This is a genomic window from Streptomyces sp. NPDC026575 (assembly GCF_055567415.1).
The window spans coordinates 39,179-62,729 of sequence record NZ_JBVHQM010000035.1 but is presented as its reverse complement, the minus strand read 5'-3'; the positions used below and the strand labels follow the sequence as shown (position 1 = coordinate 62,729).

Annotated in this window: 18 protein-coding genes; 11 read left to right on the top strand and 7 right to left on the bottom strand. The window is 73.9% G+C overall.

Features of this window, described 5'->3' with window-relative positions; all coding sequences use genetic code 11:
• Positions 1 to 32: 32 nt before the first annotated feature.
• The 3 genes from ACZ4NB_RS34090 (at position 33) to ACZ4NB_RS34080 (ending at position 4,139) form a co-directional block, all read left to right on the top strand.
• Positions 33 to 1,694, top strand: a complete 1,662-nt coding sequence (locus ACZ4NB_RS34090) for a PucR family transcriptional regulator (RefSeq protein WP_467666908.1) — start codon at positions 33 to 35, stop codon at positions 1,692 to 1,694.
• A 320-nt stretch (positions 1,695 to 2,014) separates the two neighbouring features.
• Complete coding sequence (locus ACZ4NB_RS34085) at positions 2,015 to 2,869, top strand: hypothetical protein (RefSeq protein ID WP_467666907.1); 855 nt, start codon at positions 2,015 to 2,017, stop codon at positions 2,867 to 2,869.
• 394 nt (positions 2,870 to 3,263) lie between these two features.
• Positions 3,264 to 4,139, top strand: a complete 876-nt coding sequence (locus ACZ4NB_RS34080; RefSeq protein ID WP_467666906.1) for a hypothetical protein — start codon at positions 3,264 to 3,266, stop codon at positions 4,137 to 4,139.
• A gap of 110 nt (positions 4,140 to 4,249) precedes the next feature.
• On the opposite strand, the gene ACZ4NB_RS34075 is transcribed toward ACZ4NB_RS34080, so the two are convergent.
• A complete protein-coding gene (locus ACZ4NB_RS34075; protein WP_467666905.1) occupies positions 4,250 to 4,948 on the bottom strand; it encodes a GntR family transcriptional regulator in 699 nt (232 codons plus the stop codon).
• A gap of 174 nt (positions 4,949 to 5,122) precedes the next feature.
• Between ACZ4NB_RS34075 and ACZ4NB_RS34070 the strand changes: the two genes are divergently transcribed.
• Both ACZ4NB_RS34070 and ACZ4NB_RS34065 read left to right on the top strand, forming a co-directional pair.
• On the top strand, positions 5,123 to 5,962 hold the full coding sequence (locus ACZ4NB_RS34070; RefSeq protein WP_467666904.1) for a (2Fe-2S)-binding protein: 840 nt from the start codon (positions 5,123 to 5,125) through the stop codon (positions 5,960 to 5,962).
• Positions 5,963 to 6,158: 196 nt separating this feature from the next.
• Positions 6,159 to 7,253, top strand: coding sequence for a DUF2637 domain-containing protein (locus tag ACZ4NB_RS34065; RefSeq protein ID WP_467666903.1), 1,095 nt, complete (start codon positions 6,159 to 6,161; stop codon positions 7,251 to 7,253).
• A 40-nt stretch (positions 7,254 to 7,293) separates the two neighbouring features.
• Here ACZ4NB_RS34065 and ACZ4NB_RS34060 read toward each other — a convergent pair whose 3' ends face one another.
• Entirely contained in the window at positions 7,294 to 7,665 is a 372-nt protein-coding gene (locus ACZ4NB_RS34060; protein WP_467666927.1) for an ATP-binding protein, read from the bottom strand.
• 314 nt (positions 7,666 to 7,979) lie between these two features.
• On the opposite strand from ACZ4NB_RS34060, the gene ACZ4NB_RS34055 reads away from it, so the two are divergent.
• Positions 7,980 to 11,114 (top strand): alpha-mannosidase, encoded by a 3,135-nt coding sequence (locus ACZ4NB_RS34055; RefSeq protein WP_467666902.1) that lies wholly within the window; start codon positions 7,980 to 7,982, stop codon positions 11,112 to 11,114.
• A 1-nt stretch (position 11,115) separates the two neighbouring features.
• Here ACZ4NB_RS34055 and ACZ4NB_RS34050 read toward each other — a convergent pair whose 3' ends face one another.
• Both ACZ4NB_RS34050 and ACZ4NB_RS34045 read right to left on the bottom strand, forming a co-directional pair.
• Entirely contained in the window at positions 11,116 to 12,858 is a 1,743-nt protein-coding gene (locus ACZ4NB_RS34050) for a pyruvate dehydrogenase (protein WP_467666901.1), read from the bottom strand.
• Between the two features lie 127 nt (positions 12,859 to 12,985).
• Positions 12,986 to 14,125: a protein phosphatase 2C domain-containing protein gene (locus tag ACZ4NB_RS34045; RefSeq protein WP_467666900.1), complete on the bottom strand. Its 1,140-nt coding sequence runs from the start codon at positions 14,123 to 14,125 to the stop codon at positions 12,986 to 12,988.
• A gap of 149 nt (positions 14,126 to 14,274) precedes the next feature.
• Between ACZ4NB_RS34045 and ACZ4NB_RS34040 the strand changes: the two genes are divergently transcribed.
• Positions 14,275 to 14,757, top strand: a complete 483-nt coding sequence (locus ACZ4NB_RS34040; protein WP_467666899.1) for a DUF456 domain-containing protein — start codon at positions 14,275 to 14,277, stop codon at positions 14,755 to 14,757.
• Between the two features lie 124 nt (positions 14,758 to 14,881).
• Here ACZ4NB_RS34040 and ACZ4NB_RS34035 read toward each other — a convergent pair whose 3' ends face one another.
• Together ACZ4NB_RS34035 and rsgA are read right to left on the bottom strand one after the other, a co-directional pair.
• Complete coding sequence (locus ACZ4NB_RS34035; RefSeq protein ID WP_467666926.1) at positions 14,882 to 16,492, bottom strand: bifunctional transcriptional activator/DNA repair enzyme AdaA; 1,611 nt, start codon at positions 16,490 to 16,492, stop codon at positions 14,882 to 14,884.
• A gap of 148 nt (positions 16,493 to 16,640) precedes the next feature.
• Positions 16,641 to 17,768: a ribosome small subunit-dependent GTPase A gene (rsgA, locus tag ACZ4NB_RS34030; RefSeq protein ID WP_467666898.1), complete on the bottom strand. Its 1,128-nt coding sequence runs from the start codon at positions 17,766 to 17,768 to the stop codon at positions 16,641 to 16,643.
• Positions 17,769 to 18,288: 520 nt separating this feature from the next.
• Here rsgA and ACZ4NB_RS34025 point away from each other — a divergent pair.
• The 4 genes from ACZ4NB_RS34025 to ACZ4NB_RS34010 all read left to right on the top strand — a co-directional run bounded on the left by ACZ4NB_RS34025 (position 18,289) and on the right by ACZ4NB_RS34010 (position 22,959).
• Complete coding sequence (locus ACZ4NB_RS34025) at positions 18,289 to 19,005, top strand: Crp/Fnr family transcriptional regulator (RefSeq protein WP_467666897.1); 717 nt, start codon at positions 18,289 to 18,291, stop codon at positions 19,003 to 19,005.
• A 116-nt stretch (positions 19,006 to 19,121) separates the two neighbouring features.
• Entirely contained in the window at positions 19,122 to 19,913 is a 792-nt protein-coding gene (locus ACZ4NB_RS34020; protein ID WP_467666896.1) for a hypothetical protein, read from the top strand.
• Entirely contained in the window at positions 19,910 to 22,084 is a 2,175-nt protein-coding gene (locus tag ACZ4NB_RS34015) for a hypothetical protein (RefSeq protein WP_467666895.1), read from the top strand. The genes ACZ4NB_RS34020 and ACZ4NB_RS34015 overlap by 4 nt, the downstream gene beginning before the upstream one ends.
• Positions 22,081 to 22,959 (top strand): hypothetical protein, encoded by an 879-nt coding sequence (locus ACZ4NB_RS34010; protein ID WP_467666894.1) that lies wholly within the window; start codon positions 22,081 to 22,083, stop codon positions 22,957 to 22,959. The genes ACZ4NB_RS34015 and ACZ4NB_RS34010 overlap by 4 nt, the downstream gene beginning before the upstream one ends.
• 16 nt (positions 22,960 to 22,975) lie before the next feature.
• On the opposite strand, the gene ACZ4NB_RS34005 is transcribed toward ACZ4NB_RS34010, so the two are convergent.
• Positions 22,976 to 23,527 (bottom strand): Pycsar system effector family protein, encoded by a 552-nt coding sequence (locus tag ACZ4NB_RS34005; protein ID WP_467666893.1) that lies wholly within the window; start codon positions 23,525 to 23,527, stop codon positions 22,976 to 22,978.
• Positions 23,528 to 23,551 lie beyond the last annotated feature (24 nt).

The following is a 23,551-nucleotide window of genomic DNA, read 5'->3' as shown; positions in this document are numbered from 1 at the left end:
ACACCAGACAGCAAAGAACGGCGGGCGAGGTCATGCGGCTCCGCGCACTCCTGGACACCCACATTCTCGGCCTTCGGCTGCTCGGCGGCGAGGACGAACTGGACCGCACTGTGCGCGGCGTGATGACCACGGACCTGCGCGATCCCAGTCGCTACCTCTCCGGCGGGGAGCTGGTGCTGACCGGCCTGGCCTGGCGCCGCGAGCCGGAGGACTCCGAGCGGTTCGTCCGCATCCTGGCCGCGGCCAACGTCGCGGGGCTCGCGGCCGGCGAGGCCGAGCTGGGCGCGATCCCGGACGACCTCGTGCTGGCCTGCGCCCGGCACCGGCTGCCGCTGTTCTCGGTCGAGGAGGCGGTCTCGTTCGCCTCGATCACCGAGCACGTCGTCCGCCAGGTCTCCAGCGAGCGGGCCGGTGACCTGGCCGCCGTGGTGGACCGCCACCGCCGCCTGATGACCTCGGGCCCCACGGGCGGCGGCCCGGAGGTGGTGCTGGACCTGCTCGGCTCCGACCTGGACCTGCGGGCCTGGGTGCTCTCCCCCACGGGCCGGCAGATCGCCGGTTCCACGCTGGCGGACTCCGGGCCCGAGCTGTCCGGTGAGCTGGCCGCCCGGCTGGCCGGCGAGCATCTGGCCGCCGCCCGCACCGGCCGCCGCGGCCCCCACCGGATCACCCTCGCCGGCGCCACCTACTCGCTCTTCCCGATCCGCCACGAGGGCCGCGACCTGCGCCAGACGCTGCTGAGCGACTGGCTGCTGGCCGTCGAGGCGGACGCCGGGGACTGGCCCGCGGAGCGGTTGGACCTGCTGCACGGCGTCACCCAGCTGATCGCCGTGGAACGCGACCGGCGCGACGCCGCCCGTACGGTCCGGCGGCGGCTCGCCCAGGAGGTGCTGGAGCTGGTCCAGACGGGCGCGCCGCCCGCCGAGATCGCGGCCCGGCTGCGGGTGGCGGCCCCGGTGCTGCTGCCCGGTCTGGGTACTGCCCCGCACTGGCAGATCGTGGTGGCCCGGGTCGAGTGGGAGGGCGGCGACGTCCCCGGCGGACCGGTGGCGCAGACGCTGCTGGAGGAGATGCTGGTCGACCCGGGCACCTTCGGTCCGGAGCCGTCCGACCGGATCGCCGTGGCGCACACCGGCGACGAGGCGGTGGCGCTGGTGCCGCTGCCCGTCCCCGACGAGTCCGGGGACTCCTCGGCGGCCGGTCTGCACGCCGAGGAGCTGCTCTCCGCCGTCCAGGAACCCCTCGGCCGCGGTCTGGCGGACGACGGGCGGCTGACGGTCGGGGTGAGCGCCTCGGTGCACTCGGCGGAGGGGCTGCGCGGCGCCCTGGAGGAGGCCCGGCACGCCCGCCGGGTCGCCGCCGCCCGTCCGGGCCGGGTCTGCGCCGCCGGGCACGAGGAGCTGGCCTCCCACGTCCTGCTGCTGCCGTTCGTGCCGGACGACGTCCGCCGGGCCTTCACCGCCCGCCTCCTGGACCCGCTGCGCGACTACGACCGCAGGCACCGCGCCGAGCTGATCCCCACGCTGGAGGCGTTCTTGGACTGCGACGGCTCCTGGACCCGCTGCGCCACCCGTCTCCACCTCCACGTCAACACGCTCCGCTACCGGGTGGGCCGGATCGAGCAGCTGACCGGCCGCGATCTGTCCCGGCTGGAGGACAAGCTCGACTTCTTCCTCGCGCTGCGGATGAGCTGACGCCCCGGAGGGCGCCGGCCCGGCGTCCTGCGCACGGGCGGCGCGATGCGGATTCCGTCGCCGAACGGCGCAGATCCGCCATTCGTGTTCATCCGATCGGGCGGCATCACGTCAACGGCGCGTGCGGGGGTACCCGGCGCGCCGCGGTGCGGTTCGGCCGATCAGCGCTGCGCGGGCGGCCGCGACGGCCCCATGAGTGATTGTGAAAACATTCACCCACCCCCTTGGCCCCGCTGCGGGATCCGTGCTGAGATTCGCGCACGGCTTCCAATTTCCAGCTCAATGGCGCGCTCGGGGAGGGCAACGTGGCGGATACCGCCATGCCAGGATCCGCGGAATCCACGGATCCGGTCAGTTCTGCGGATCCGGTGCCGACGGTGGTACCGGGACCGGCACCCGCACCGGAAGTAACGGCAGCCAGATCGGTCGAGGGGGACGACCCCCTCGACCGCGCCGTTTGGCGGCTGCGCTCCCGCGGCTGCTGGTGCGACGCGGCCGCGCTCCTGGAACCGCACTCCGTCCGGCACGCCCCCTCCGCACTGCGGCGCGCCGCGCTCCTGGTGGAGCGCTGCATGTTCACGGCCACCGGCTGGGCCGAGGCCGAGGACGCGCTGCGCACCGCCGAGGCGCTGGCCGGCGACGACGACGAGCGGGGCGGGGCGGCCTGCGAGCGCGGGCACCTCGCGTACGCGGCCACGGTCCTGGGCGTACGGGACCGGGCCGACGAGGCCCGTTCGGCGCTGGGCCGGGCCGCCGCGCTGCTCGCCCCCACCGCGGCCGGCCGCCCGCTGCTGGACTTCCGCCGCGGGCTGATGGCCGAGCACGTCGCCGACAGCCCGGACGCGGCCCGCGCCGCCTACCGCCGCGCACACGCCGGCGCCACCGCGCAGGGCGACACCCTGCTGCTCTCGTTCACCTGGCGCCACTTGGCGGGACTCGCGCTGCGTGACGGCGAGCTGACGGAGGCCCGGCACGGCTTCGCCGAGTCGCTGCGGATCCGCGAGGAGCTGGGGTTCCTCGTCGGCACGGCGCCGGCCCTGGCCGCGCTGGCCGACGCGGCGCCGGAGGGCGACGCGGTCCGGTTGCGCGCCGAGGCCGCCCGGCTCTTCCGCCTCATGGGCGGCGTCCCCACCTGGCTCGCCGACCATCTGTCCACGGCGGCGGCTGCGACCTGACGCACCGCCGGCGGTCGCGCACCCACACGGCCAACCGCTCCCGCCCCGGGGGTGGTTGGCCGCATCTGTGCGCTCTTCTCATGCCGCCCTCGCCTGCTCGTCGTCAACCCCCCGTCGTCGGCCATGCCACGCCATACATCGATTGGCCGGAAACCGACGGTCCACGCAGCGGATCGGCCGGGGCACGACGGTCCCGCCGCCGCCCCGGGTTCGACGCGCCGAGCGAACCGGGAGGTGGGACGATGAGCGGAGGCCCGGGGGCAGTGCCGCCCCATTACGCCCCACAGGCCCCGAGAATGGCCGCAAGTCGCACTGTGACGCGACGGTGGGCACTGGATGCTGGGCCGGGACCAGCGGGACCTCCCCCTTCACAGATCCTGTATGGAGGCGATCCATGACCGCAGGAGTGACCAAGACGACCGCCGGAACCGACTGGGGCAAGGCGGATTTCGAGGCGATCTACAACTGCCCTGATCCCCGTCGGTACTTCAGCACACTGCAACCCCTGGACTACCAGATTCCGCACCACGGCCAGGCGGTGTTCCGCGCCGTGACCGAGATCCTGCAACGCCACCGCAGCGACCGCCCCCCACTGGACGTGGTCGACCTGTGCTGCTCATACGGGGTCAACGCGGCCCTGCTCAACCACCGGCTGTCCCTCGCCGACCTCTACGGCCGCTACACGCGGTACCGCCCCGACGTCCCGACGACCCGCCAACTCATCGAAGCGGACCGTACGTTCTTCGCCACTCGGCGGCGCGACGCAGCAGTGCGGGTGACCGGCCTCGACGCGGCCGGGAACGCGGTCGACTACGCCAAGGCGGTCGGCCTGCTCGACCACGGCTTCGCGGAGAACCTCGAAATCGACGAGCCGAGCCCGGCCCTGCGGCGTGCCCTGGCCGGCACCGATCTGATCACCGTCACCGGCGGCGTCGGATACATCACCGCCCGCACCTTCGGGCGGCTCTTCGACTGCATGAGCTCGCCGCCCTGGGTCGCCGCGTTCGTCCTGCGCGAGGTGTCCTACCGGCCGGTCTCCGCGCTGCTGGCCCGCGCCGGCCTGGTGACGGAGCAGCTCACCACGCGTACGTTCCGCCAGCGGCGGTTCGCGGACGGCGATGAGCGCCGGGCGGCGTTCGAGGCGCTCGCCGGGCGCGGCCTGTCCATCGCGGGCAAGGAAGCCGACGGCTACTACCACGCCGATCTGTACCTGTCCCGGCCCGCTGCCGAGGTGGCGGCGGTCCCCCTGGCGGAGCTGCTGCCGGACTGAGCCGCCGGGCCTCGTGGCCACCCGTACGCGTCGCGCCGTACGGGTGGCTTCCGTGCGTTGCGGGGCGGAGCGCGCCGCCGGGTCGGGCGCGGGCGGCCTTCGGGGCGGCGTCAGTGCGGGTGGCGCGCCGCCGAGACATGCTCGCGGGCGATCCGCTCGGCCACCGCGTACTCCTGCGCGATCAGGGCGTCGAGCAGCGCCGTGTGCTCGGAGGCGTCAGCCAGCAGCTCGGCCGTACGCCGCCGGAGCCCTCCGGGGCCCGCCCAGTGGGTGCGCCGCAGCAGGTCGCCGGTGACCTCGGTGAGCCGCCGGTTGCCGGTGAGCGAGATCATCGCGTGGTGGAAGGAGTGGTCGGCCTCGGCGTAGCCCGCCCGGTCCCCACGGGCGGCGGCCGCGACCCCCGCGGCGGCGAGCGGGCGCAGCTCCTCCCAGCGCTCCGGGGGCAGCGCCCGGGCCAGCCGGACGATCGCGGGCACCTCCAGCATGGCGCGGACCTCGGCCAGCTCGGCGAGGTCGCGGGGGCTGCGCTCGGCGACCCGGAAGCCGCGGTTGGGCACCACCTCGACGGCGCCCTCACCGGCCAGCTGCTGCATCGCCTCGCGGACCGGGGTCGCGGAGACGCCGTAGCGCTCGGCGAGCGCGGGCGCGGAGTGGACCTCGCCGGGGAGCAGCTCCCCGGCGGCCAGCGCCTGGCGCAGCGCGGCCAGCACCTGGCCGCGGACGGAGTGCCGCCGGGGCGCGGCGGAGCCGGGCTGGGCGGGCACCCAGGCCCGTGCGCGCGGCTGCTGTTCCGCTGTGCCCTGCTCCATGACGGTCCCTCCTGACGTTCCCAGCACCATAGGCGGCCTCGGCCGCAGTTCAAATCCGGGCGCGGGTCCCCGGGCGACGGCTACCGGGCAGGACTGGCTCTCCGCAGGCGCGGGTAAAGTCTTCGGATAAGGTAAGCCTTACCTGCTAACGATCGCGATTCGGTGGTCTCCCGCATGACTCCTGCCCTCGCCGCGCCGCCCGCCGCCCATCCCGTCGCCGACGCCTACGCCCGGCTCTCCGAGGTCTTCCCCGGTATGCAGGTGACCACCTGGGACTCCGCCCCGCCCACCGGTGACGGCTGGGTCGGCGCGGCCGGGCTCGCGGCCGGCGGTGAGATCCTCGACACTTTCCTCGCCTGGGACGACGCACAGGTACAGCGGGACTACGGACAGCGCGCCCGGACCGACGTGATCGCGAGCTTCGCGCTGCACCGCTACGCCTGGCCGGCCTGCCTGCTGATCACCATCCCCTGGTTCCTGCACCGCCGGGTCCCGGTACTGCCCGCGCAGCACGTCTCCTTCCAGCGCGCGCTGGGCCGGATGGCGGTGCGCATCGACTCCTTCGGGTGCCTTCCGGACGATCCCGCGGCGGCGCTGCCCGGCGCCCGGGTCGTGGCGGACGAGGAGGCGCTGCGCGCGGAGGTGCGGGCCGCGGTGGCCGGGCACCTCGCACCCGTGCTGGAGGGCTTCCGCACCCGGATGCGGCGCGGGCCGCGGGCGCTGTGGGGCATGGTGACCGACGAGATCGTCGAGGGGCTCTGGTACGTGGGGCACCTGCTGGGCGAGGAGCCGCGCGCCATGGCCGAACTGGAGCTGCTGCTGCCGGGCACCACCGCCCCGTACGTGCGCGGCGCCGGATTCCGCACGCTGACCGGCCCGAACGGCGAGGTGCTGCCGACCCGGGACCGCGCCAGCTGCTGCATGTTCTACACGCTGCGCCCCGAGGACACCTGCGTCACCTGTCCGCGCACCTGCGACGCGGACCGCATCACCCGCCTCACGGCAACCAGCTGACCCCCACACCCCCCTTTCGGGGCACCAAATTCGAACTCGACTCGCCACTCCCGCAAGGGAGTTCGACGAGACACGCACGATCCTCCGGTCCTCGGACCTCCTTGGCGTTCTCTTGCTCCGAAACCCCCTGTACGAGGGGCCGACTCCGCCAGGATGTCGCGCGAAATCGCCTACCCCGAGGCAAGGGATCCCCACAATGAGAAACACGGACATATCGCTGGACTGGATGGTTCCCGGCGCGTTGGCGCTCGGTGCCGTCATGGCCGCCGCGGCCCTGGTCGTACGCGGCCGACGCGCCGCCGCCCTGGCCGGCGGCGACGACTCCTGGGAACGCAGCGAGGAGCGCCGCCGCCGCAAGGAGGCCGTCTTCGCCTCCGCCTCCTATCTGCTGCTCTTCTGCTGTGCCGCGGTCGCCGCCGCGCTGTCCTTCCACGGGCTCGTCGGCTTCGGTGTGCAAAACCTCAACCTCACCGGGGGCTGGGAGTATCTGGTGCCCTTCGGGCTCGACGGGGCGGCGATGTTCTGCTCCGTCCTGGCCGTACGGGAGGCCAGTCACGGCGACGCCGCACTCGGCTCGCGCCTCTTGGTGTGGACGTTCGCCGGCGCCGCGGCCTGGTTCAACTGGGTGCACGCGCCGCGCGGCCTGGACCACGCCGGCGCCCCGCAGTTCTTCGCCGGTATGTCGCTGTCCGCCGCGGTCCTCTTCGACCGGGCGCTCAAGCAGACCCGGCGGGCGGCGCTGCGCGAGCAGGGGCTGGTGCCCCGCCCACTGCCGCAGATCCGCGTCGTGCGCTGGCTGCGCGCGCCCCGCGAGACCTTCGCCGCCTGGTCGCTGATGCTGCTGGAAGGCGTGCGGACGCTGGACGAGGCGGTCGAGGAGGTCCGCGAGGAGCGACGCGAGAAGCACCTCAGCCGGCTGCGCAGACGCGAGCAGGGAAAGATCGACCGGGCCCGCATCAAGGCCATCAACCGGCAGCACCGGCACCGCTCCTGGAGCATCGGCCGGGGCGGCGGCCGCCAACTGGCAGTGACGTCCGCGTCGGCGGCCCCCGCGGAGGTCGCCGGCCCGGACTCCGCCATAGCCGGCGATCCGCCGCCACCACCCACCGTAGAACTGCCCGTGCGCTCCCGCCCGGCCCTCAAGGCGGTATCGGGCGCTGACGCCGATGCCGTCGACGGCTCGGCCGGCCCGCGCGCCGTGGACCTCACCGCCGAGGACGACACCCAGACGCTGCCCCGTCTGGACTCCCTTGAGGAGAAACTCGCCGAGATCGAACGGCAGTTCGGCTGACCGGTGGCGGACCGCGCCGACCGACACCCCCGCATTCGGGTCAGGCCGGTCCGCCGCCCAGCTCGAACCACACGCACTTGCCCAGACCCTCGGTGCGTATCCCCCAGGCGTCCGCCAGGGAGCGCACCAGCTGCAGCCCACGGCCGGACGTCCCGTCCACCGTCGCCGCGCGCACCTCGGGGCGCCCGGACGCGCAGTCCCGCACCTCCACCCGCAGCCGGTCGCCGATCCTGGCCGTGACGACCGCGCCGCCCTCCGCGTGCACCAGGGCGTTGGTGACCAGTTCGCTGGTGAGCAGCGTCGCGACGTCCGCGAGTTCGCCGCCGCCGGCCCAGCGGCTCAATAACTGCCGCAGCTCCCGGCGCACCTCGCCGACCGCGCGCAGGTCCGCATGCCGCACCTTGCGCTCCAGCACACCCGGCGCTCGCGCGGCGACCGCCCCGCTCCGGCCCCCCTCGGTCGTCCCCTGCCGTCTGTCGCGTTCCTCGCGCCGCACAGGCTGACGCATTCTCTCCCCCGCCCCCAACGAACATCGGCGCCCGGTCTCGAACAGCCTCACGGTCAGCATGCCCATCGGATCAGACGCCATGCTTCCGCTCTCGCCCCCGCTCGCCGTAGCTCGCGCGCCGGGTGCGCCGGGCCGGGTTCCGGTGGGTATGCCTGAGGTGAGCCTGCCGTCGGCCCGGCCGGGCCCGGATGCGTCCGCGACGCGCGTGAGGAGCCGCTGTGCACGACGACCGCCTGCTGGTGGAGGGGCGCCTGGAGCGGGCGCTGGGGCAGTTCATCCGGCCCGCCCAGTACGCCGCGCGGACGCCGCTGCAGGTCTCCGTATGGCATGCGCCCGGAGAACCCGTGCCGGTGCAGGAGGCGTTGCGGGCCGGGTACCAGCCGTTCGCGGTCGGCGAAGCATGGGGCCCGCCGTGGTCGACGAGCTGGTTCCGGCTGGCGGGCGAGGTGCCGAAGGACTGGGCGGGGCGCCGGGTGGAGGCCGTCATCGACCCCGGCTTCAGCGGCGACGGGCCGGGCTTCCAGGCGGAGGGCCTGGTGTACGACGCCGACGGGGTTCCCCTCAAGGGCATCCATCCGCGCAACCGCCATGTCCCCGTAGGCTCCCCGGCCCGCGGCGGCGAGGAGGTGCGGCTGCTGCTGGAGGCCGCCGCGAACCCGGCGGTGCTGCGCGACTTCCGCCCCACCGACCTCGGCGATCTGCACACCGCCCCCGACCGCCCGCTGTACCGCTTCGCCTCGGCGGATCTCGCGGTACTCGACGAAGAGGTCTGGCATCTGCTGCTCGACATCGAGGTGCTGTCGGAGCTGATGCACGAGCTGCCCGCCGACCGTCCGCGCCGGCACGAGATCCTGCGGGCGCTGGAGGACCTGCTGGACGCGCTGGACCTGCACGACGTCGGCGGCACCGCGGCCGCCGGCCGGGCCGCGCTCGGCGACGTACTGAGCCGGCCGGCCGCCGCCAGCGCCCACCGGGTGTCGGCCACCGGACACGCCCATATCGACTCCGCCTGGCTCTGGCCGCTGCGCGAGACCGTGCGCAAGGCCGCGCGCACCTTCGCCAACGTCACCCAACTCGCCAAGGAGTACCCGGAGTTGCTGTTCTCCTGCTCCCAGGCGCAGCAGTACGCCTGGGTCAGGGACCACCAGCCGCACATCTGGGAGCGCATCAAGGAGGCCGTGGCCGCGGGCAACTGGGCGCCGGTCGGCTCGATGTGGGTGGAGTCCGACGCCAACATGCCCGGCGGCGAGGCGCTGGCCCGCCAGCTCGTCCACGGCAAGCGCTTCTTCCTGGAGGAGCTGGGGGTGGAGACCGAGGAGATCTGGCTGCCGGACTCCTTCGGCTACACCGCGGCCTTCCCCCAGCTGGCCCGGCTGGCCGGCGCGAAGTGGTTCCTCACCCAGAAGCTGTCGTGGAACCAGACCGACCGGATGCCGCACCACACCTTCTGGTGGGAGGGCATCGACGGCACCCGCGTCTTCACCCACTTCCCGCCGGTCGACACCTACAACGCCCAGTTCCATGCCAGTGAACTCGCCCACGCCGAGCGGAACTTCGCCGACAAGGGCCGTGCCACCCGGTCCCTGGTCCCGTTCGGCTGGGGCGACGGCGGCGGCGGACCGACCCGCGAGATGCTGGAGCGGGCCCGCCGGCTCCGCTCCCTGGAGGGCTCACCCCGCGTCGAGATCGAAGCACCGGCCCGGTTCTTCGCGTCCGCCCACGAGGAGTACGGGGCGGCGGCGCCGGTCTGGTCGGGCGAGCTGTACCTGCAGTTCCACCGCGGTACGTACACCTCCCAGGCGAAGACCAAGCAGGGCAACCGGCGGTGCGAACACCTGCTGCGGGAGGCCGAGTTGTGGGCGGCGACGGCGGCGGTGCGTACCGGCCACCCGTACCCGTACGACGCCCTCGACCGGCTGTGGAAGACCGTCCTGCTGCACCAGTTCCACGACATCCTGCCGGGCTCGTCCATCGCCTGGGTGCACCGCGAGGCCCGCGACACCTACGCGGCGGTCGAGGCGGAGCTGACCGGGATCACCGAGGCCGCGATCGCGGCGCTGGGGCCGGGCGGGGCCGAGGAGGCGGTCCGGCCGCCGACGGTGTTCAACGCCTCGCCCTACGACCGGGACGAGATCGTCGCGCTGCCCGCCCGGCCGGATGGCACGGAGCCGGGCGGGCCCGCCGCCGTCGCGGTCCACGTACCCGCCCTCGGCTCCGCGCAGCTCCACCCGCCCGGCGCCGGCTCCCCCGCCCCGGCGCCCCCTCCCGTCCGGGCGAGCACCGACACCGCCGGCATCATCACCCTCGACAACGCCCTCCTCCGGGTCCGCATCGACACCGACGGCCTGCTGGTCTCCGTACGCGATCTGCACGCCGGTCGGGAGGTCCTGGCGCCCGGCGCGCGCGGCAATCTGCTGCAGCTGCACCCCGACCACCCCAACCAGTACGACGCCTGGGACCTCGACCGGCACTACCGCAACCGGCACACCGATCTGACCGACGCCGAGTCCGTCGAGCTGCTGGAATCCGGGCCGCTGACCGCCACGGTCCGGGTGACCAGGGCGTTCGGGGCGTCCCGCAGCACCCAGGAGCTGACCCTGCGGGCCGGCTCGCGCCGCCTGGACATCCGCACCGACATCGACTGGCACGAGTCGGAGAAGGTCCTCAAGGCCGCGTTCCCCCTCGATGTGCACGCCGAACGGTCCACCGCCGAGATCCAGTTCGGGCATGTGCACCGCCCCACCCACGCCAACACCAGCTGGGACGCCGCCCGTTTCGAGATCTGCGCCCACCGCTGGCTGGCCGTCGCCGAGCCCGGCTACGGCGTCGCGCTGCTCAACGACTCGACGTACGGCCATGACGTCACCCGCACCCCGCACCCCGACGGCCTGGGCACCACCGTCCGGCTGACCCTGCTGCGCGCACCGCGCAGCCCCGACCCCGAGACCGACCAGGGCGCCCACCGCTTCACCTACGCGCTGCTGCCGGGCGCCGGGGCCGGCGAGGCGGTCGCCGAGGGCCTGGCCCTCAACCTCCCCCTCCGGACCGCCACCACCGCACCGCCCGTGGCGCCGCTGATCCGCGTCGACCACCCGGCCCTCACCGTCGAGTCGGTCAAGCTCGCCGAGGACCGCAGCGGGGATGTCGTGGTGCGGCTGTACGAGTCCCGTGGCGGCCGCGCCACCGGCACGCTCTCCCCCGGCTTCCCCCTCGAACGCGCCACCGTGACCGACCTGTTGGAGCGCCCCCTGCACGACGAGGAGGAGGGACCGACCTCGGAGGTGACGCTCGCCCTGCGCCCCTTCCAGATCCTGACGCTGCGGCTGCGCCCCCAGCGCCCGGCCCGCGCATGACCTACAACCGGGGGATGTTGCGCAGGTTGGAACGGGCCATCTGCAGCATCCGGCCGACCCCGCCGTCCAGCACCATCTTCCCGGCCGACAGCGCGAAGCCGGACACCATCTCCGCGCTGATCTTCGGGGGGATGGACAGCGCATGCGGATCGGTGACGACGTCGACCAGCGCCGGCCCCTTGTGCGCGAAGACCTCGCGCAGCGCACCGCGCAGCTGCTTGGGCTTCTCCACCCGTACACCGTGCGCGCCGGCCGCGCGGGCGATGGCCGCGAAGTCGGGGTTGCGGTTGCTCGTGCCGTACGACGGCAGGCCGGAGACCAGCATCTCCAACTCCACCATGGCCAGCGAGGAGTTGTTGAACAGCACCACCTTCACCGGCAGGTCGTACTGGGCGAGGGTGAGGAAGTCGCCCATCAGCATGGCGAATCCGCCGTCGCCGGACATCGAGACGACCTGCCGTCCGCGGTCGAGGAACTGGGCGCCGATCGCCTGCGGCAGGGCGTTGGCCATCGAGCCGTGGCTGAAGGAGCCGATCACCCGGCGGCGTCCGTTGGGGGTGAGATAGCGGGCCGCCCAGACGTTGCACATGCCCGTGTCGACGGTGAAGACCGCGTCGTCGGCGGCCTCCTCGTCCAGGACGGCGGCGACGAACTCCGGGTGGATCGGGGTGCGCTTCTCCACCTTGCGGGTGTAGGCCCTGACCACGCCCTCCAGCGCGTCCGCGTGCTTCTTCAGCATCCGGTCCAGGAATCTGCGGTCGGTCTTCAGCCGGACCCTGGGGATCAGACAGCGCAGCGTCTCGCGGACGTCGCCCCACACGGCGAGGTCGAGCTGGGAGCGGCGGCCCAGGTGTTCGGGCCGGACGTCGACCTGGACGATCTTGACGTCGTCGGGCAGGAACGCGTTGTAGGGGAAGTCCGTGCCGAGCAGGATCAGCAGATCGCATTCGTGGGTGGCCTCGTAGGCCGCGCCGTAGCCCAGCAGCCCGCTCATGCCGACGTCGTAGGGGTTGTCGTACTGGATCCACTCCTTGCCCCGCAGCGCGTGGCCGACCGGGGACTTCACCCGCTCGGCGAACTCCATCACCTCGGAGTGCGCACCCGCCGTGCCGCTGCCGCAGAACAGCGTGACCCTGCCCGCCTCGTCGATCATGCGGGCCAGCTTGTCGATCTCGGCGTCTCCGGGGCGTACCGAGGGGCGCGCGGTGACCAGGGCGTGCTCGATGGCGCGCGCGGGGGCCTGCTCGGCGGCGATGTCGCCGGGGAGGGAGACCACCGCGACGCCGCTTCGCCCGATGGCGTGCTGGATCGCGGTCTGCAGCACCCGGGGCATCTGCCGGGGGTGGGAGATCAGTTCGCTGTAGTGGCTGCACTCGGTGAACAGCCGGTCGGGGTGGGTCTCCTGGAAGAAGCTCGTGCCGATCTCGCTGGAGGGGATGTGCGAGGCCAGGGCGAGGACCGGGGCCATGGAGCGGTGCGCGTCGAAGAGGCCGTTGATGAGGTGGAGATTGCCCGGGCCGCAGGAGCCGGCGCAGGCCGCGAGACGGCCGGTGAGCTGCGCCTCCGCACCGGCGGCGAAGGCCGCGACCTCCTCGTGCCGGACCTGGATCCAGTCGATCGCACCGTGCCGGCGGACGGCGTCCACCACCGGGTTCAGGCTGTCGCCGACGACCCCGTAGAGCCGTCGTACCCCCGCCCGCGACAGGATGTCCACGAACTGCTCGGCCACGGTCTGCTTCGCCATGTCGCGCTCGCTCCTTACGGCGGGGTGCGGTGTCGGGCGGGGTCGGGGCTCGGCTCCCGGACCCCTCCCATGAACCCACGCGGGGCCGGGGTGCGCCTCCGGGGCGGTCCGGGTCGACGGCCCGGCGCTACGACTCCCAGACCCCGACCGCCGTCCGGTCCTTGGTATGGCCACCGGCGCGAAGCTGTGCGGTGGTGGTGAGGAAGGGGACCAGGCCCGGGGGTTCGGGAGCGGACCACTGGGCGGCCAGGCGGGCGGCGAAGTCGGGCTCCTGCTGGAGGGGTTCCGCGAGCCCGGCGCTGCACAGCAGCAGGGTGTCCCCCGGACGGCCGAACTCCGCACGGAAGCGGAAGGGCTCCGGCTGAGGGCTCACGGCCGGCTCCAGGTCCTGCCAGGCGCCGTCGCGCAGCCGGAACAGTCCGCCCGCGCCGACACCGAAGAACACCCTGGTACGGCAGTCCGGGTCGGCGGGCAGCAGGAGGCACCGCAGGGCCGCCGTGTGGTTCTCCGGCGCGGCCCCCCGGTCCAGCGCGCGGGCGCGCAGCCTGCCGTAGGTGCGGTCGGTGAGCCGCTGCAGACCGGAGACGAGGGCACTGCGATGGTCCGCACGGATGTCCTGGGCCAGTCGGGTGCAACTGCGGCCGACCGCGCCGCCGATCCAGGCGCAGGCGTCCTGCGCGGCGCGGTGGGCGCCCTCGACGGCCGGCAGCCCGGTGGCGACGGCCACCAGGATCAGGGTGTGCCGTCCGGTGCCGAAGCGGGCGGTGAGCAGTGCGTCCCGGCGTGCCTCACCGCGGTAGCGGGCGGAGGCGCCGCGCTGCGAGGCGGCGCGCAGGGTCAGCGAGCCGTATTGGGCGCCGTCCAGCACCGTGTCGGGCACCAACTCGTCGAGCGCGTCGGGGTCGGCCGCGGGCAGCGCGACCGGCTCGGCGGCGGGCGAGGACGGCATGCCCCAGGCGGGGGCGGGTGGGCGCGTTCCCGGGCCGGTGGCCCGGAGCGGGATCGGCGCGGCGGGCTCGGGCGGCGGCGGGAGCTTCCTCGCGGGCGGTTCGGAGTGCGCGGGCGGGGCCGCCCGCCCCGGTGCGCCGACCGCCCGGAGCGCCGACTCCACCCGGTCGTCGAGGGTGTCCGAGGCGTCGGCCGGACCGGCATCGCTTACGGCGTCGCGCTCCGGAGCAGCGCCGGTCGCGGCCTCTCCGCCACCCTCCCCGTACAACTGCCGCCACCAGTCGTCCTCCTGGCCGCGTCGTGCCCCCTGCTGATTCATGGGCCGTATTGTTCCTGCGCGGTGGGCGGCGAAACAGGGCGCGCATGGGCGTGCGTGCCCCTCCGGCAAGCGCGGCGGGGCCGCTTCCGGCAGGCTTGGGCCATGAGAGAGCGCACCGTACGGGCCGTCACGGGGGGTGCGGGCGGCGCATGAGTACGTGGCAGCTGGTCGCGGTGGGGGCGGTCATGCTGCTCGGACTCTTCGGCGTGCTGGTGCCCGGTATCCCGGGGCCGCTGATCGTCTGGGCCGGTGTGCTGTGGTGGGCGCTGACCGAGACGACCGCCGCGGCCTGGGCGGTGCTGTTCGGCGCCACCGCCGCCCTGCTCCTCAACCAGGCGGTGAAATGGCTGCTGCCGACCCGCAATCTGCGGGCCGCGGGCACGCCGTACCGCACGCTGTTCCTGGCGGGCACGGCCGGCATCGTGGGCTTCTTCGTGATCCCGGTCATCGGCGGTCCGCTGGGCGCGATCGGCTGCCTCTACCTGCTGGAACGGGTCCGGCTCGGCAGCCACGGCGACGCCTGGGCCTCGACGCGTACGGCCCTGCGCGCCATCGGGCTGAGCGTGCTGATCGAGCTGTTCGCCTGTCTGCTGGTGGTCGGGGCGTGGACCGGGGCGGTGATCGCGGGCTGAGGGAGGGGGCGCCTGGGGCCGCTGCCCGGAAGGCGGTGGCTAGGGCCTGTCCGATGGGTCATGGCCGGGCTCGCGACGCCTGGCCATGACCCATCGGACAGGCCCTAGGGACAGGCCCTTGGGGTCACCCGGCCCGGACGGCGGCGGCGTACCCGGCCGGCTCGGGCACCGCGACCGGCACCTCCTCCGGCCCCGCGCCCCCTGGTGTCCCGCCGCCGGGCAGCTCACCCACCGGGAGCAGCCCGGCGCTCCACAGATGGTGCAGGGCGTACGCACCCCAGGGCCGCCACGCCGCGGCCGCCCCCGCCCCCATCCGTTCCCGCGCCGCGCCGGTCGCCACGTCCGGGTCCCCCAGTGCCCGCATCCTGATGTACGCGGCCGCCCGCGGGCCGACCCCGGGCAGTGCGGCCAGCGCCCGCTCGGCCGCCTCCCGGTCGGCGCCCGCGTCCAGCACGACCGCCCCGTCGGCGAGCGCCGCGCACAGCGTCCGCACCGGCTCCGCGACCTCCCCGCCCGTCAGCTCCGCGGGCGCCGGGAAGAGGTGGGTGAGCCCGCCGTCCGCCGCGTCCAGCGGCTTTCCGTACGCCCGCACCAGGGCGGCGGCGCGCGTCGGCGGCCCGCCGAGCACGATGCGTACGGCCAGCTCCTCGGGGTCCGCGGCGCCGGGCGCGCGCAGCCCCGGGCGCGCGGTCACCAGCGGCCCGAGCAGCGGATCCGTGCCGAGCCGCTCGGCGACGGCGTACGGATCGGCGTCCAGGTCGAACAGCCGGCGCAGCCGCTGGACGGCCGTCGGCAGATCCCGCAGATCGGTCAGCCGCAGCCGACACTCCAGCCACCCGCCGTCGGTCCCCCGCGCGGCCGGGCACACCAGGCCGGCCGGCGGCCGACGCCGTCCGGGCGTCCCGGCGGGCTCGTCGACCTCGGCGATCCCGCTGCCGTGGTCGAGCCGCAGCGTGCGGCGGTACGTCCGCGCGCCGCGTTCGCCACGCATCTCCTCGACCCCCGGCACCGCCCGCAGCTGCAGGAAGTCGAAGACCTCGGCCGCCGCGTACGGCCCGCGGTGGGCGAGCCGCAGCGGAATACCGCCGAGCGCCGCCGAACTCCCGGGCTTCTCCCCGGTACCGGTACCGGCCCTGGCACCGGCCCCGGCTCCGGCTCCGGCCCTGCCGCCGCGCCCGCGCCCGCCCGCGGCCCGCAGCTCGCTCGGCGTCCCCGCGTAGATCTCCCGCATCGTGTCGTTGAACTGGCGGATGCTGGCGAATCCGGCCGCGAACGCCAGCTCGGTGACCGGCAGCCTCGTGGTCTGCAGCAGCACCCGCGCGGTGTACGCCCGGCGGGCCCGGGCCAGCGCCACCGGTCCGGCGCCCAGCTCGGCCGTCAGCTGCCGCTGCACCTGGCGGGGGCTGTAGCCCAGCCGCCGGGCCAGCCCGCCGACGCCCTCCCGGTCGACCACACCGTCCCCGATGAACCGCATGGCCCGGCCCACCAGGTCGGCCCGCACATTCCACTCCGCCGAACCGGGCACGGCGTCCGGCCGGCACCGGCGGCAGGCGCGGAACCCGGCCGACTGCGCGGCGGCGGCCGACGGGAAGAACCGCACGTTCACCCGCTTGGGCGTGACCGCCGGGCAACTCGGCCGGCAGTAGATACCGGTCGTCACCACCGCGAAGAAGAACTCCCCGTCGAACCGCCCGTCCCGGCTCGACACCGCCTCGTACCTGGCCTCGTCGTCCATCACACCCCCAGTGTCCGCCGCGCCCGGCGCCGTGACTGGCGGGATTCGGACATGGCGTTCGGGGGCCGGTCGGTGTCGGCCGGCCGGTCCCCGAAGGCGAATGCGACGGCCAAAGCAACGGCGCAGGCGCAGGCGGCGGCCTCTCACCTCACCTCCGCGTCCCCCGCTTCCGCTCGCCCATGTGCCGCCCCAGCGCCTGCTTCTGCTTCCAGTCCCGCCGGATCTCGGCACGCAGCCGGGCGTCCGTCTTCGCCACGATGCGCTGATTCTCGCGCAGCAGCTTGCGGTAGCTCTCCAGCCGTCGCACGGGCAACTCCCCGTGCTCCACCGCCTCCAGCACGGCACAACCGGGCTCGGCCTCATGCGCGCAGTCCTGGAAGCGGCACTCCGCGGCCAGCCCCTCGACATCCGCGAAGGTCCGGGCGAGCCCGCCCTCCGCGTCCCACATCCCGACACCGCGCAGGCCGGGCGTATCGATCAGCACCCCGCCACCGGGCAGCACGTGCAGATCCCGTGTGGTCGTGGTGTGCCGGCCCTTGCCGTCCCGGTCGCGGATCTCCTGGACGACCTGTACGTCCGCGCCGACCAGGGCGTTGGCCAGCGTGGACTTGCCCGCGCCGGACTGCCCCAGCAGCACCGACGTCGCACCGGCGAGCACGGCGGACAGCACGTCCAGCCCCTCCCCGGTCGCCGAACTGACCGCCAGCACCCGCACACCGGGCGCCACCGACTCGGCATCCGCCACGAGGTGCGCCAGTGTGTCCGGCTCCCCGGCCAGATCGGCCTTGGTCAGCGCCACGAGCGGCTCGGCACCGCTCTCCCAGGCCAGCGAGACGAACCGCTCGATACGCCCGAGATCCAGCGCATCGGCCAGCGACACCGCGACCACCGCGTGATCGACGTTCGCGGCCAGGATCTGCCCCTCGGAGCGCTTGGACGAGGCGGACCGCACAAACGACGTGCGCCGCGGCAGCAACGCCCGCACCACACCGTCGATATGGTCGCCCACCCGGCCGTTCTCCAGGTCGATGACGGCCCAGTCGCCGGTGCACGGCACCCGCAGCGGATCGCTGGTCGCCACCAGAGCGGTGTCGGCGAGCACGGTCCGCACACCGACGCCCTCGGCCACGACGGCGTCCACCCGCCCGCGGTCCACACGGACGATCCGGCCGGGCACGAACCCCTGCCCGGCAAAGGGGGTGAAACTCTCCGCGAACCCCTCGTCCCAGCCGTAGCCGGACAGCGGGTGCGCAGCGGAAAGGTTGAACTCGAACAACGGGATGACCCTTCGGGAAGAAGCGGCCCCGGCTACGCGCGCAACGCACGTGTATCGCGCCACGCGCAGAGAAATGCGGTGAAGTGAGGTGAAGTCAGCCGGAGACCGCGGGGAGGAGAGTGATGGTCTTCTGGATGCGGGCAGCGCCCACCGCAATGACAGTCACCAGTACTCACCTCCGGGATTCCTCAACGGCCGAACAACGGCAGCGCCGGTTCCGGGCCACCGTCGAGAACGTCTCCGACCCTAGAACAGCACCGGGCGGCACCGCCAACCCTTTTTCGACGAGCACCCTCGGCAGGCTGCGACCGGCCGAGGGCGGGCGTCCGATGGCCGCGCCCCGAGGTCCCCCCCCCGACCGGCGCTTCGGTGATCCACAGTGCGCCCCGGCGTGCGCCCAGCGCATCAAGTCGGACCTGCGCACTCTCTGCCCTGGTGGGCCGCCAACTGCTCTTCTGTGTCAGATGATTCGTACGGATCGGACGAATCGCGGCGACAGCTGAGGAGAAGAGGAACGCCCGTGACCACACAGTCCGAAATCCAGGGCCGGGAGGGCTGGCCCGTCCGCAGCTTCCTCGGCGGAATGTCGGAGGCCGTGCGCACCGAGCTGCTCCGGCTCGGTACGCGCTGCCGCTATCTGCCGCAGGAGATCCTGATACGCGAGGGCGACCGCTCCCGCCATGTCGTGCTGCTGCGCTCCGGTTTCGTGAAGGTCACCGCGCGCTTGGACAACGGCCATGAGGCGCTGCTCGCCATCCGCGTGGGCGGCGACATCGTCGGCGAGATGGCGGCCATGGACGACGCTCCGAGGTCGGCCACGGTCACCGCCTGCGGCGAGGTGGGCGCCAGCATCGTCCGGGAGTCCGACCTGCGGTTCTTCCTCAGCACTCATCCCGGGGCGGCACTGACCATCGCCGGGATCGTCGCCCAGCGGCTGCGCTGGGCGAACCGCCGGCGCATCGAGTTCGGCGGCTATCCGGTCAAGGTCCGGCTCGCCCGGGTCCTCGCGGAACTGGCGGGCTCCTACGGCCATCCGGTGCCGCGCGGACTGGTCATCGGCGTCGACCTCACCCAGCCGGAGCTGGCCGCGCTCAGCGGTTCCGCGGAGGTCACGATCCACAAGGCGCTCGCCGAACTGCGCAAGGACGGCCTGATCACCACGGGGTACCGGCGCACCACCGTGCTCGACCTGAGCCGGCTGCGGGAGGTCGCCCGGATGGGCCCCGCCGTCCCGTAACGCCCGCCACTACGGCCGAAAACCGTATTTCTACGACCCACTCGGTGTTTCCCGCCTCCGGCCGCACAGTTGACGCCCGACCCCGGTCAACTACGGCAGACAGGTGGCGAATGCCCATGACAGCGCAGCCCCCGGCCCAGTCCCAACCGCAGCCGCACGCACAGGAGATCATCACCCGCCATCTGTGCATGGCGGCCGATGTGGAGAAGTACAGCCGCCTCGACACTTTGAGCCAGGAGGTCATCCAGGCCGATCTGGTCCAGGTGCTGGAGGAGGCGGCCGTGCTCAGCGGCCTCGACCGTACGACCTGGTCCCGCCAGCCTCAGGGGGACCAGGAGTTCGCCGTACTGCCTCCGGACACCCCGGAGGCGGTGGTGCTGGGCGACTTCGTCCGGCACCTGGCCGTCCGGCTGGGCGAGCGCAACGCCAACCGCGCCGAAGGGGACCGGATGCGGCTCCGGCTGGCGATCGACATCGGCGTGGCCCGCACCGCCGCACTCGGGTACTCCGGCCCCGCCCCGATAGCCGTGGCCCGCTATCTGAACGCGCCCCAGCTGAAGCGGGTGCTGGAGGTCATGGACTCGACCGACCTCGTGGTCATCGTCTCCGACCGGCTCTACCAGGACGTCGTGCGGCTGCGGGGCCAGGGCCTGGACCCGCAGCGGTACGTCAGGGCGCACATCCGGCAGAAGGAGTTCAACGGCTACGGCTGGATCCACGTACCGGAGCACGGCCCGGAGGAGGTGCGGCCGCTGGTCGACGACCCGGAACCGGAGGGTGCGGCGGGCGGCAACGGGCCCGCGGCCGCACCCGCGGTCACCAACACCGTGGAGCGGATCGACGGCGGCGTCGTCCACTTCGGGAGCGGTGACGCGGCCAACACCATCCACAAGAAGTACTACGGGTGAGGGAGCGTCAGGCGGTGGACGACGACACTACTGGCTCCGCCGACGAGCCCATGGACGAGCTGGTGGACGACGGGGCCGCGGAGCCGCCCGGCGACCTCGACGACGAGGAGGCCCGGCAGCCGCAGGACCAGACCGAGGAGGAACTCGCCGAGCAGGCCGACCACATCCGCCGGCTGCGCCGGCAGGGCCTGCGCGCGCCGTTCATGTCGGGCGGCGTCGCCGGCTTCGGCGCCGGGGACGCCGCCGGCACGATCAACAAGCACTACTACGGCACCGCACCGGAGGCCGTCCCGATCGACGGACGGGTCCCGGGAGCCGACCTCGACCGGCTGCGGGAGCTGTACGTGGAGCCCCGCTCCCACGGCGAGCTGCGCAAACTGCTCACGCTCCACGGTGTCGCGGTGCTGCGCGGGGCGCCCGGTTCCGGGCGCTGCACCACGGCGCTGCTCACCGCGCAGGAGGTGATGGACGCCGACGTCGTCTACCTGGACCCGGAGGCCGACCTCAAGCGGCTGCTGAACAAGGACGCCCGGCCCGGCGGCCTCCAGCCGGGCCGGGGGCATGTCGTCGAGGGCGACGGCCGGCCCTGGGCGTCCGCGCTGCGCGGGCAGCTGCTGAACCGCCTGCGTGCGGAGACCTATCGGCGCTCCCCGCTGGTGATCATCGTCGACGACCAGGTGCCGGTCGACGGGCTGGACGACCATGTCGTCGAGCACCCGAACACCGAGGACCTGCGGTTCGAGGTGTTGGCCCGGCATCTGACGGTCCTGCTCGACGACCGGCCGGAGGGCTGCCGGAAGCTGCTGGAGCACGAGGCCCTGGGCGAGGAGCTGCGCGGACGCACGTCCATGGCGGAGATCGCGCGCCTGGCCCGCCAGTTGGCGCAGGGCGAGCGGGAGGGCCACGACACCGACCGGATCGTCCAGGGGCTGAAGGCCCGGCTGCGGGCCAGGGCGGAGCGGCTGCTGCGGCCGCCGGCTCCGGCGGGGGACGGCGGGGCGGAGAGGGTACCGGTCTCCTTGTGGTCCCGGGCGTTCCTGCTGGCCTGTGTGGTGCTCGACGGGACGCCCCTGAGCCGGGTCAGCCGGGAGTCCCACCGGCTGGCGGAACTGCTGCACGGTGTGCGCTCGCCGTCCTCCGTACCGGAGATGCCGCTCTTCCAGGAGAGCCTGAAGGACTGGCTGGACGACTCCGACGTGGAGTTCACCGACCGTGAGGGCAACCCCGTCGGGGCCCGACACCCGGAGTGCCGGGTGCGGGTCAGTCAGCGCGGGCTCGGCGAGGCCGTGCTGGAGGTGCTGTGGCACGACCACAGCGGGGCGCGCGGGCCGCTGCTGGAGTGGCTGGACGGGCTGGTGGTCCGGGGCGAGGAGGACATCCGGGTCGCGGCGGCCCAGGCCGTCGGCCTGCTGGCCACCTTCGACTGGACCTACATCCAGGAGGAGCCGCTGGTCCGCTGGGCGACCGACAGGGGGGAGCACGCCGCCCGGCGGCGGTTCGCCGCGGCCTGGGCGCTGGAACGGGCGGCGCACGACGACATGCTCGCGCCCAGGGTGCGGCGGCTGCTGCGGAACTGGTCCCGCAGGCGCGACTACCAGGCGTGCGCCGAGGCGGCGTACGGCACCCGGATCGGTGTGCTGTTCCCCGCCGAGGCGCTGGGCAATCTGGAGAAGATCGCGCAGACCCAGCAGAAGAGCGTGCGGGCCGCCATCCACGAGATCTACGCCGCGGGGTCGCGGACCCAGACCCTGGAGCGGCTGGCGGACTGGTCGCTCTCACCGCACTACCGGCTGCGCGAGGACGCCGCCATGTGCCTTCAGCAGCTCAGCCGGTTCCGCGGCGAGCCGGCGATCACCGGCTTCCTCAAGGAGCCGGTCCCGCGCGGGCATCTGCTGCGGCTGACCCGGAACGTGCTGCTCAGCCGCGACCTCGCCATCTGGCGGCGGGGCTGGGACACCCTGCGGCTGTGGGTGGAGCGGGCCGCGGACGAGCCGGGGCTGGACACCGCGCTGGCGGAGTTCATGGCCGAGCTGCCGCCCGACGCGGGCGAGTTGTCGGACCGCCTGCGCGAACGCTTCCTGTTCTATCTGCGGCTGTGGGAGCACCAGGGCGTCGGTGTCGACGCGGCCGCGCAGATCGCTTCTCTTGTGACCGAAAGGTGGTCGAAATGACCGGCACCACACATCGCGGCCCGCTCACCTGGCTGCGCGCCCTCCTCGGGCGCGGGCCACAGGCCGCCGCCCCGCTCTTCGAGTCCCCGGAGGTGAACGTTCCGGAGCTGCAGGCGGCGCACCAGGAGTCCACCGTGGCGTTCGAAACCCCGGCCCGCGGCGGGGGGTTCGACTTCCAGGTCGAGATCCGCTGCGACTGGTGCGCCGAGGGGCGGCTGGACCAGGGCTCGCTGAGGCGCGCCATCGACGGCTACCGCGCGTCCATGCCGCAGCTGCTCACCGAGCGGGTCCGCGAGATCGCCGGCCGGTACGCGCCGTTCCGCGTGGAGGAGGCGGAGCGCGCCGTCAACGACGCCCTGCGCGAGGGCGAGTGCTTCGAGAACGGGCTGGTCAGGTGCCGCACCACGGCGTTTCTCCGGCCCGCGCCCGAGGTGCTGGAGCAGCAGCGCAGGGCGGCGCTGGAGATGCAGGAGATCGAGCACCGCTACGCCAAGTCCGCGCTTCAGGTGCGGCTGCTGAGCGAGGTCGCCGAGCAGTGGCGGGAGTTCCTGGCCGGCGGTCTGGCCGGGGTGCGGCACGACGACGAGACGAGTTCCTGGCTCACGCCCTGGGCGGTGCTGCTGGCGGAGCAGCCGGACAAGGCGGCCACCGAGGTCGGCAGCATGTTCCGGCTGCGCCAGGAGCAGTTCGACCGGTACGTCAAGCTCCTGGGGCGGCAGCACAAGGAGTACGAGGCGCGCGATCTGTTCGAGTTCGTCGCGAAGAACGAGCAGCAACTCGGCCATGCCATGCGGCTCTTCGGGCTGTCCCTGCCGGGCGGGGACGGCTCCGGCGACGGGCCGGCCGAGCCGCTGCCGCGGCCGGCCCGGACCTGAGCGGCCGCCGGGCGGCTCAGGCCAGCAGCGGGCCGGCGAGGAAGGAGAGCCCCGCGGCCACGGCCATCAGCCCCGTCCAGACCACCCCCCGGGCGATGTACCGGTGCTTGGCCATCACCACCCGGGCCAGTACCGGTATCAGCTGCCAGATCTCCGCCCGCTCGCGGTCCTCGTCCGGCGGCGGGGGGCTGCCGTCGGCGGCGGCCAGCAGCGGCAGGCTGAACCTGTTCGGGGCGGGCGGCGGCCCCAGCCGGGGGCGGAGCGCCTGGACGACGCAGTACACGGCCGGCAGGAACGCGGCCACGTGCAGCACGAGCAGGGCGACGGCGACCCCGGCCCCGAGGCCGCCGCGCCCCCATGCCTCGCGTACCACGCCGCCCTGCGGGACGGCGGTGGCCGCGAGCGCCACCTGGACGGCCCCGAGGATGCCGACCTTCGTGTCGGCGAACTGGGCCGACGCCTGGAGCGAGGTGTAGACGGCCAGCCCCGACCGGAGGCCGACGGCGCCTCCCCCGCCCTCGCCGGAGCCTCCGGCGCTGCGGGGAGCTGGGTGAACGGAGCTGGACACGGAGAACCTCCTGGCGCCGGGTGG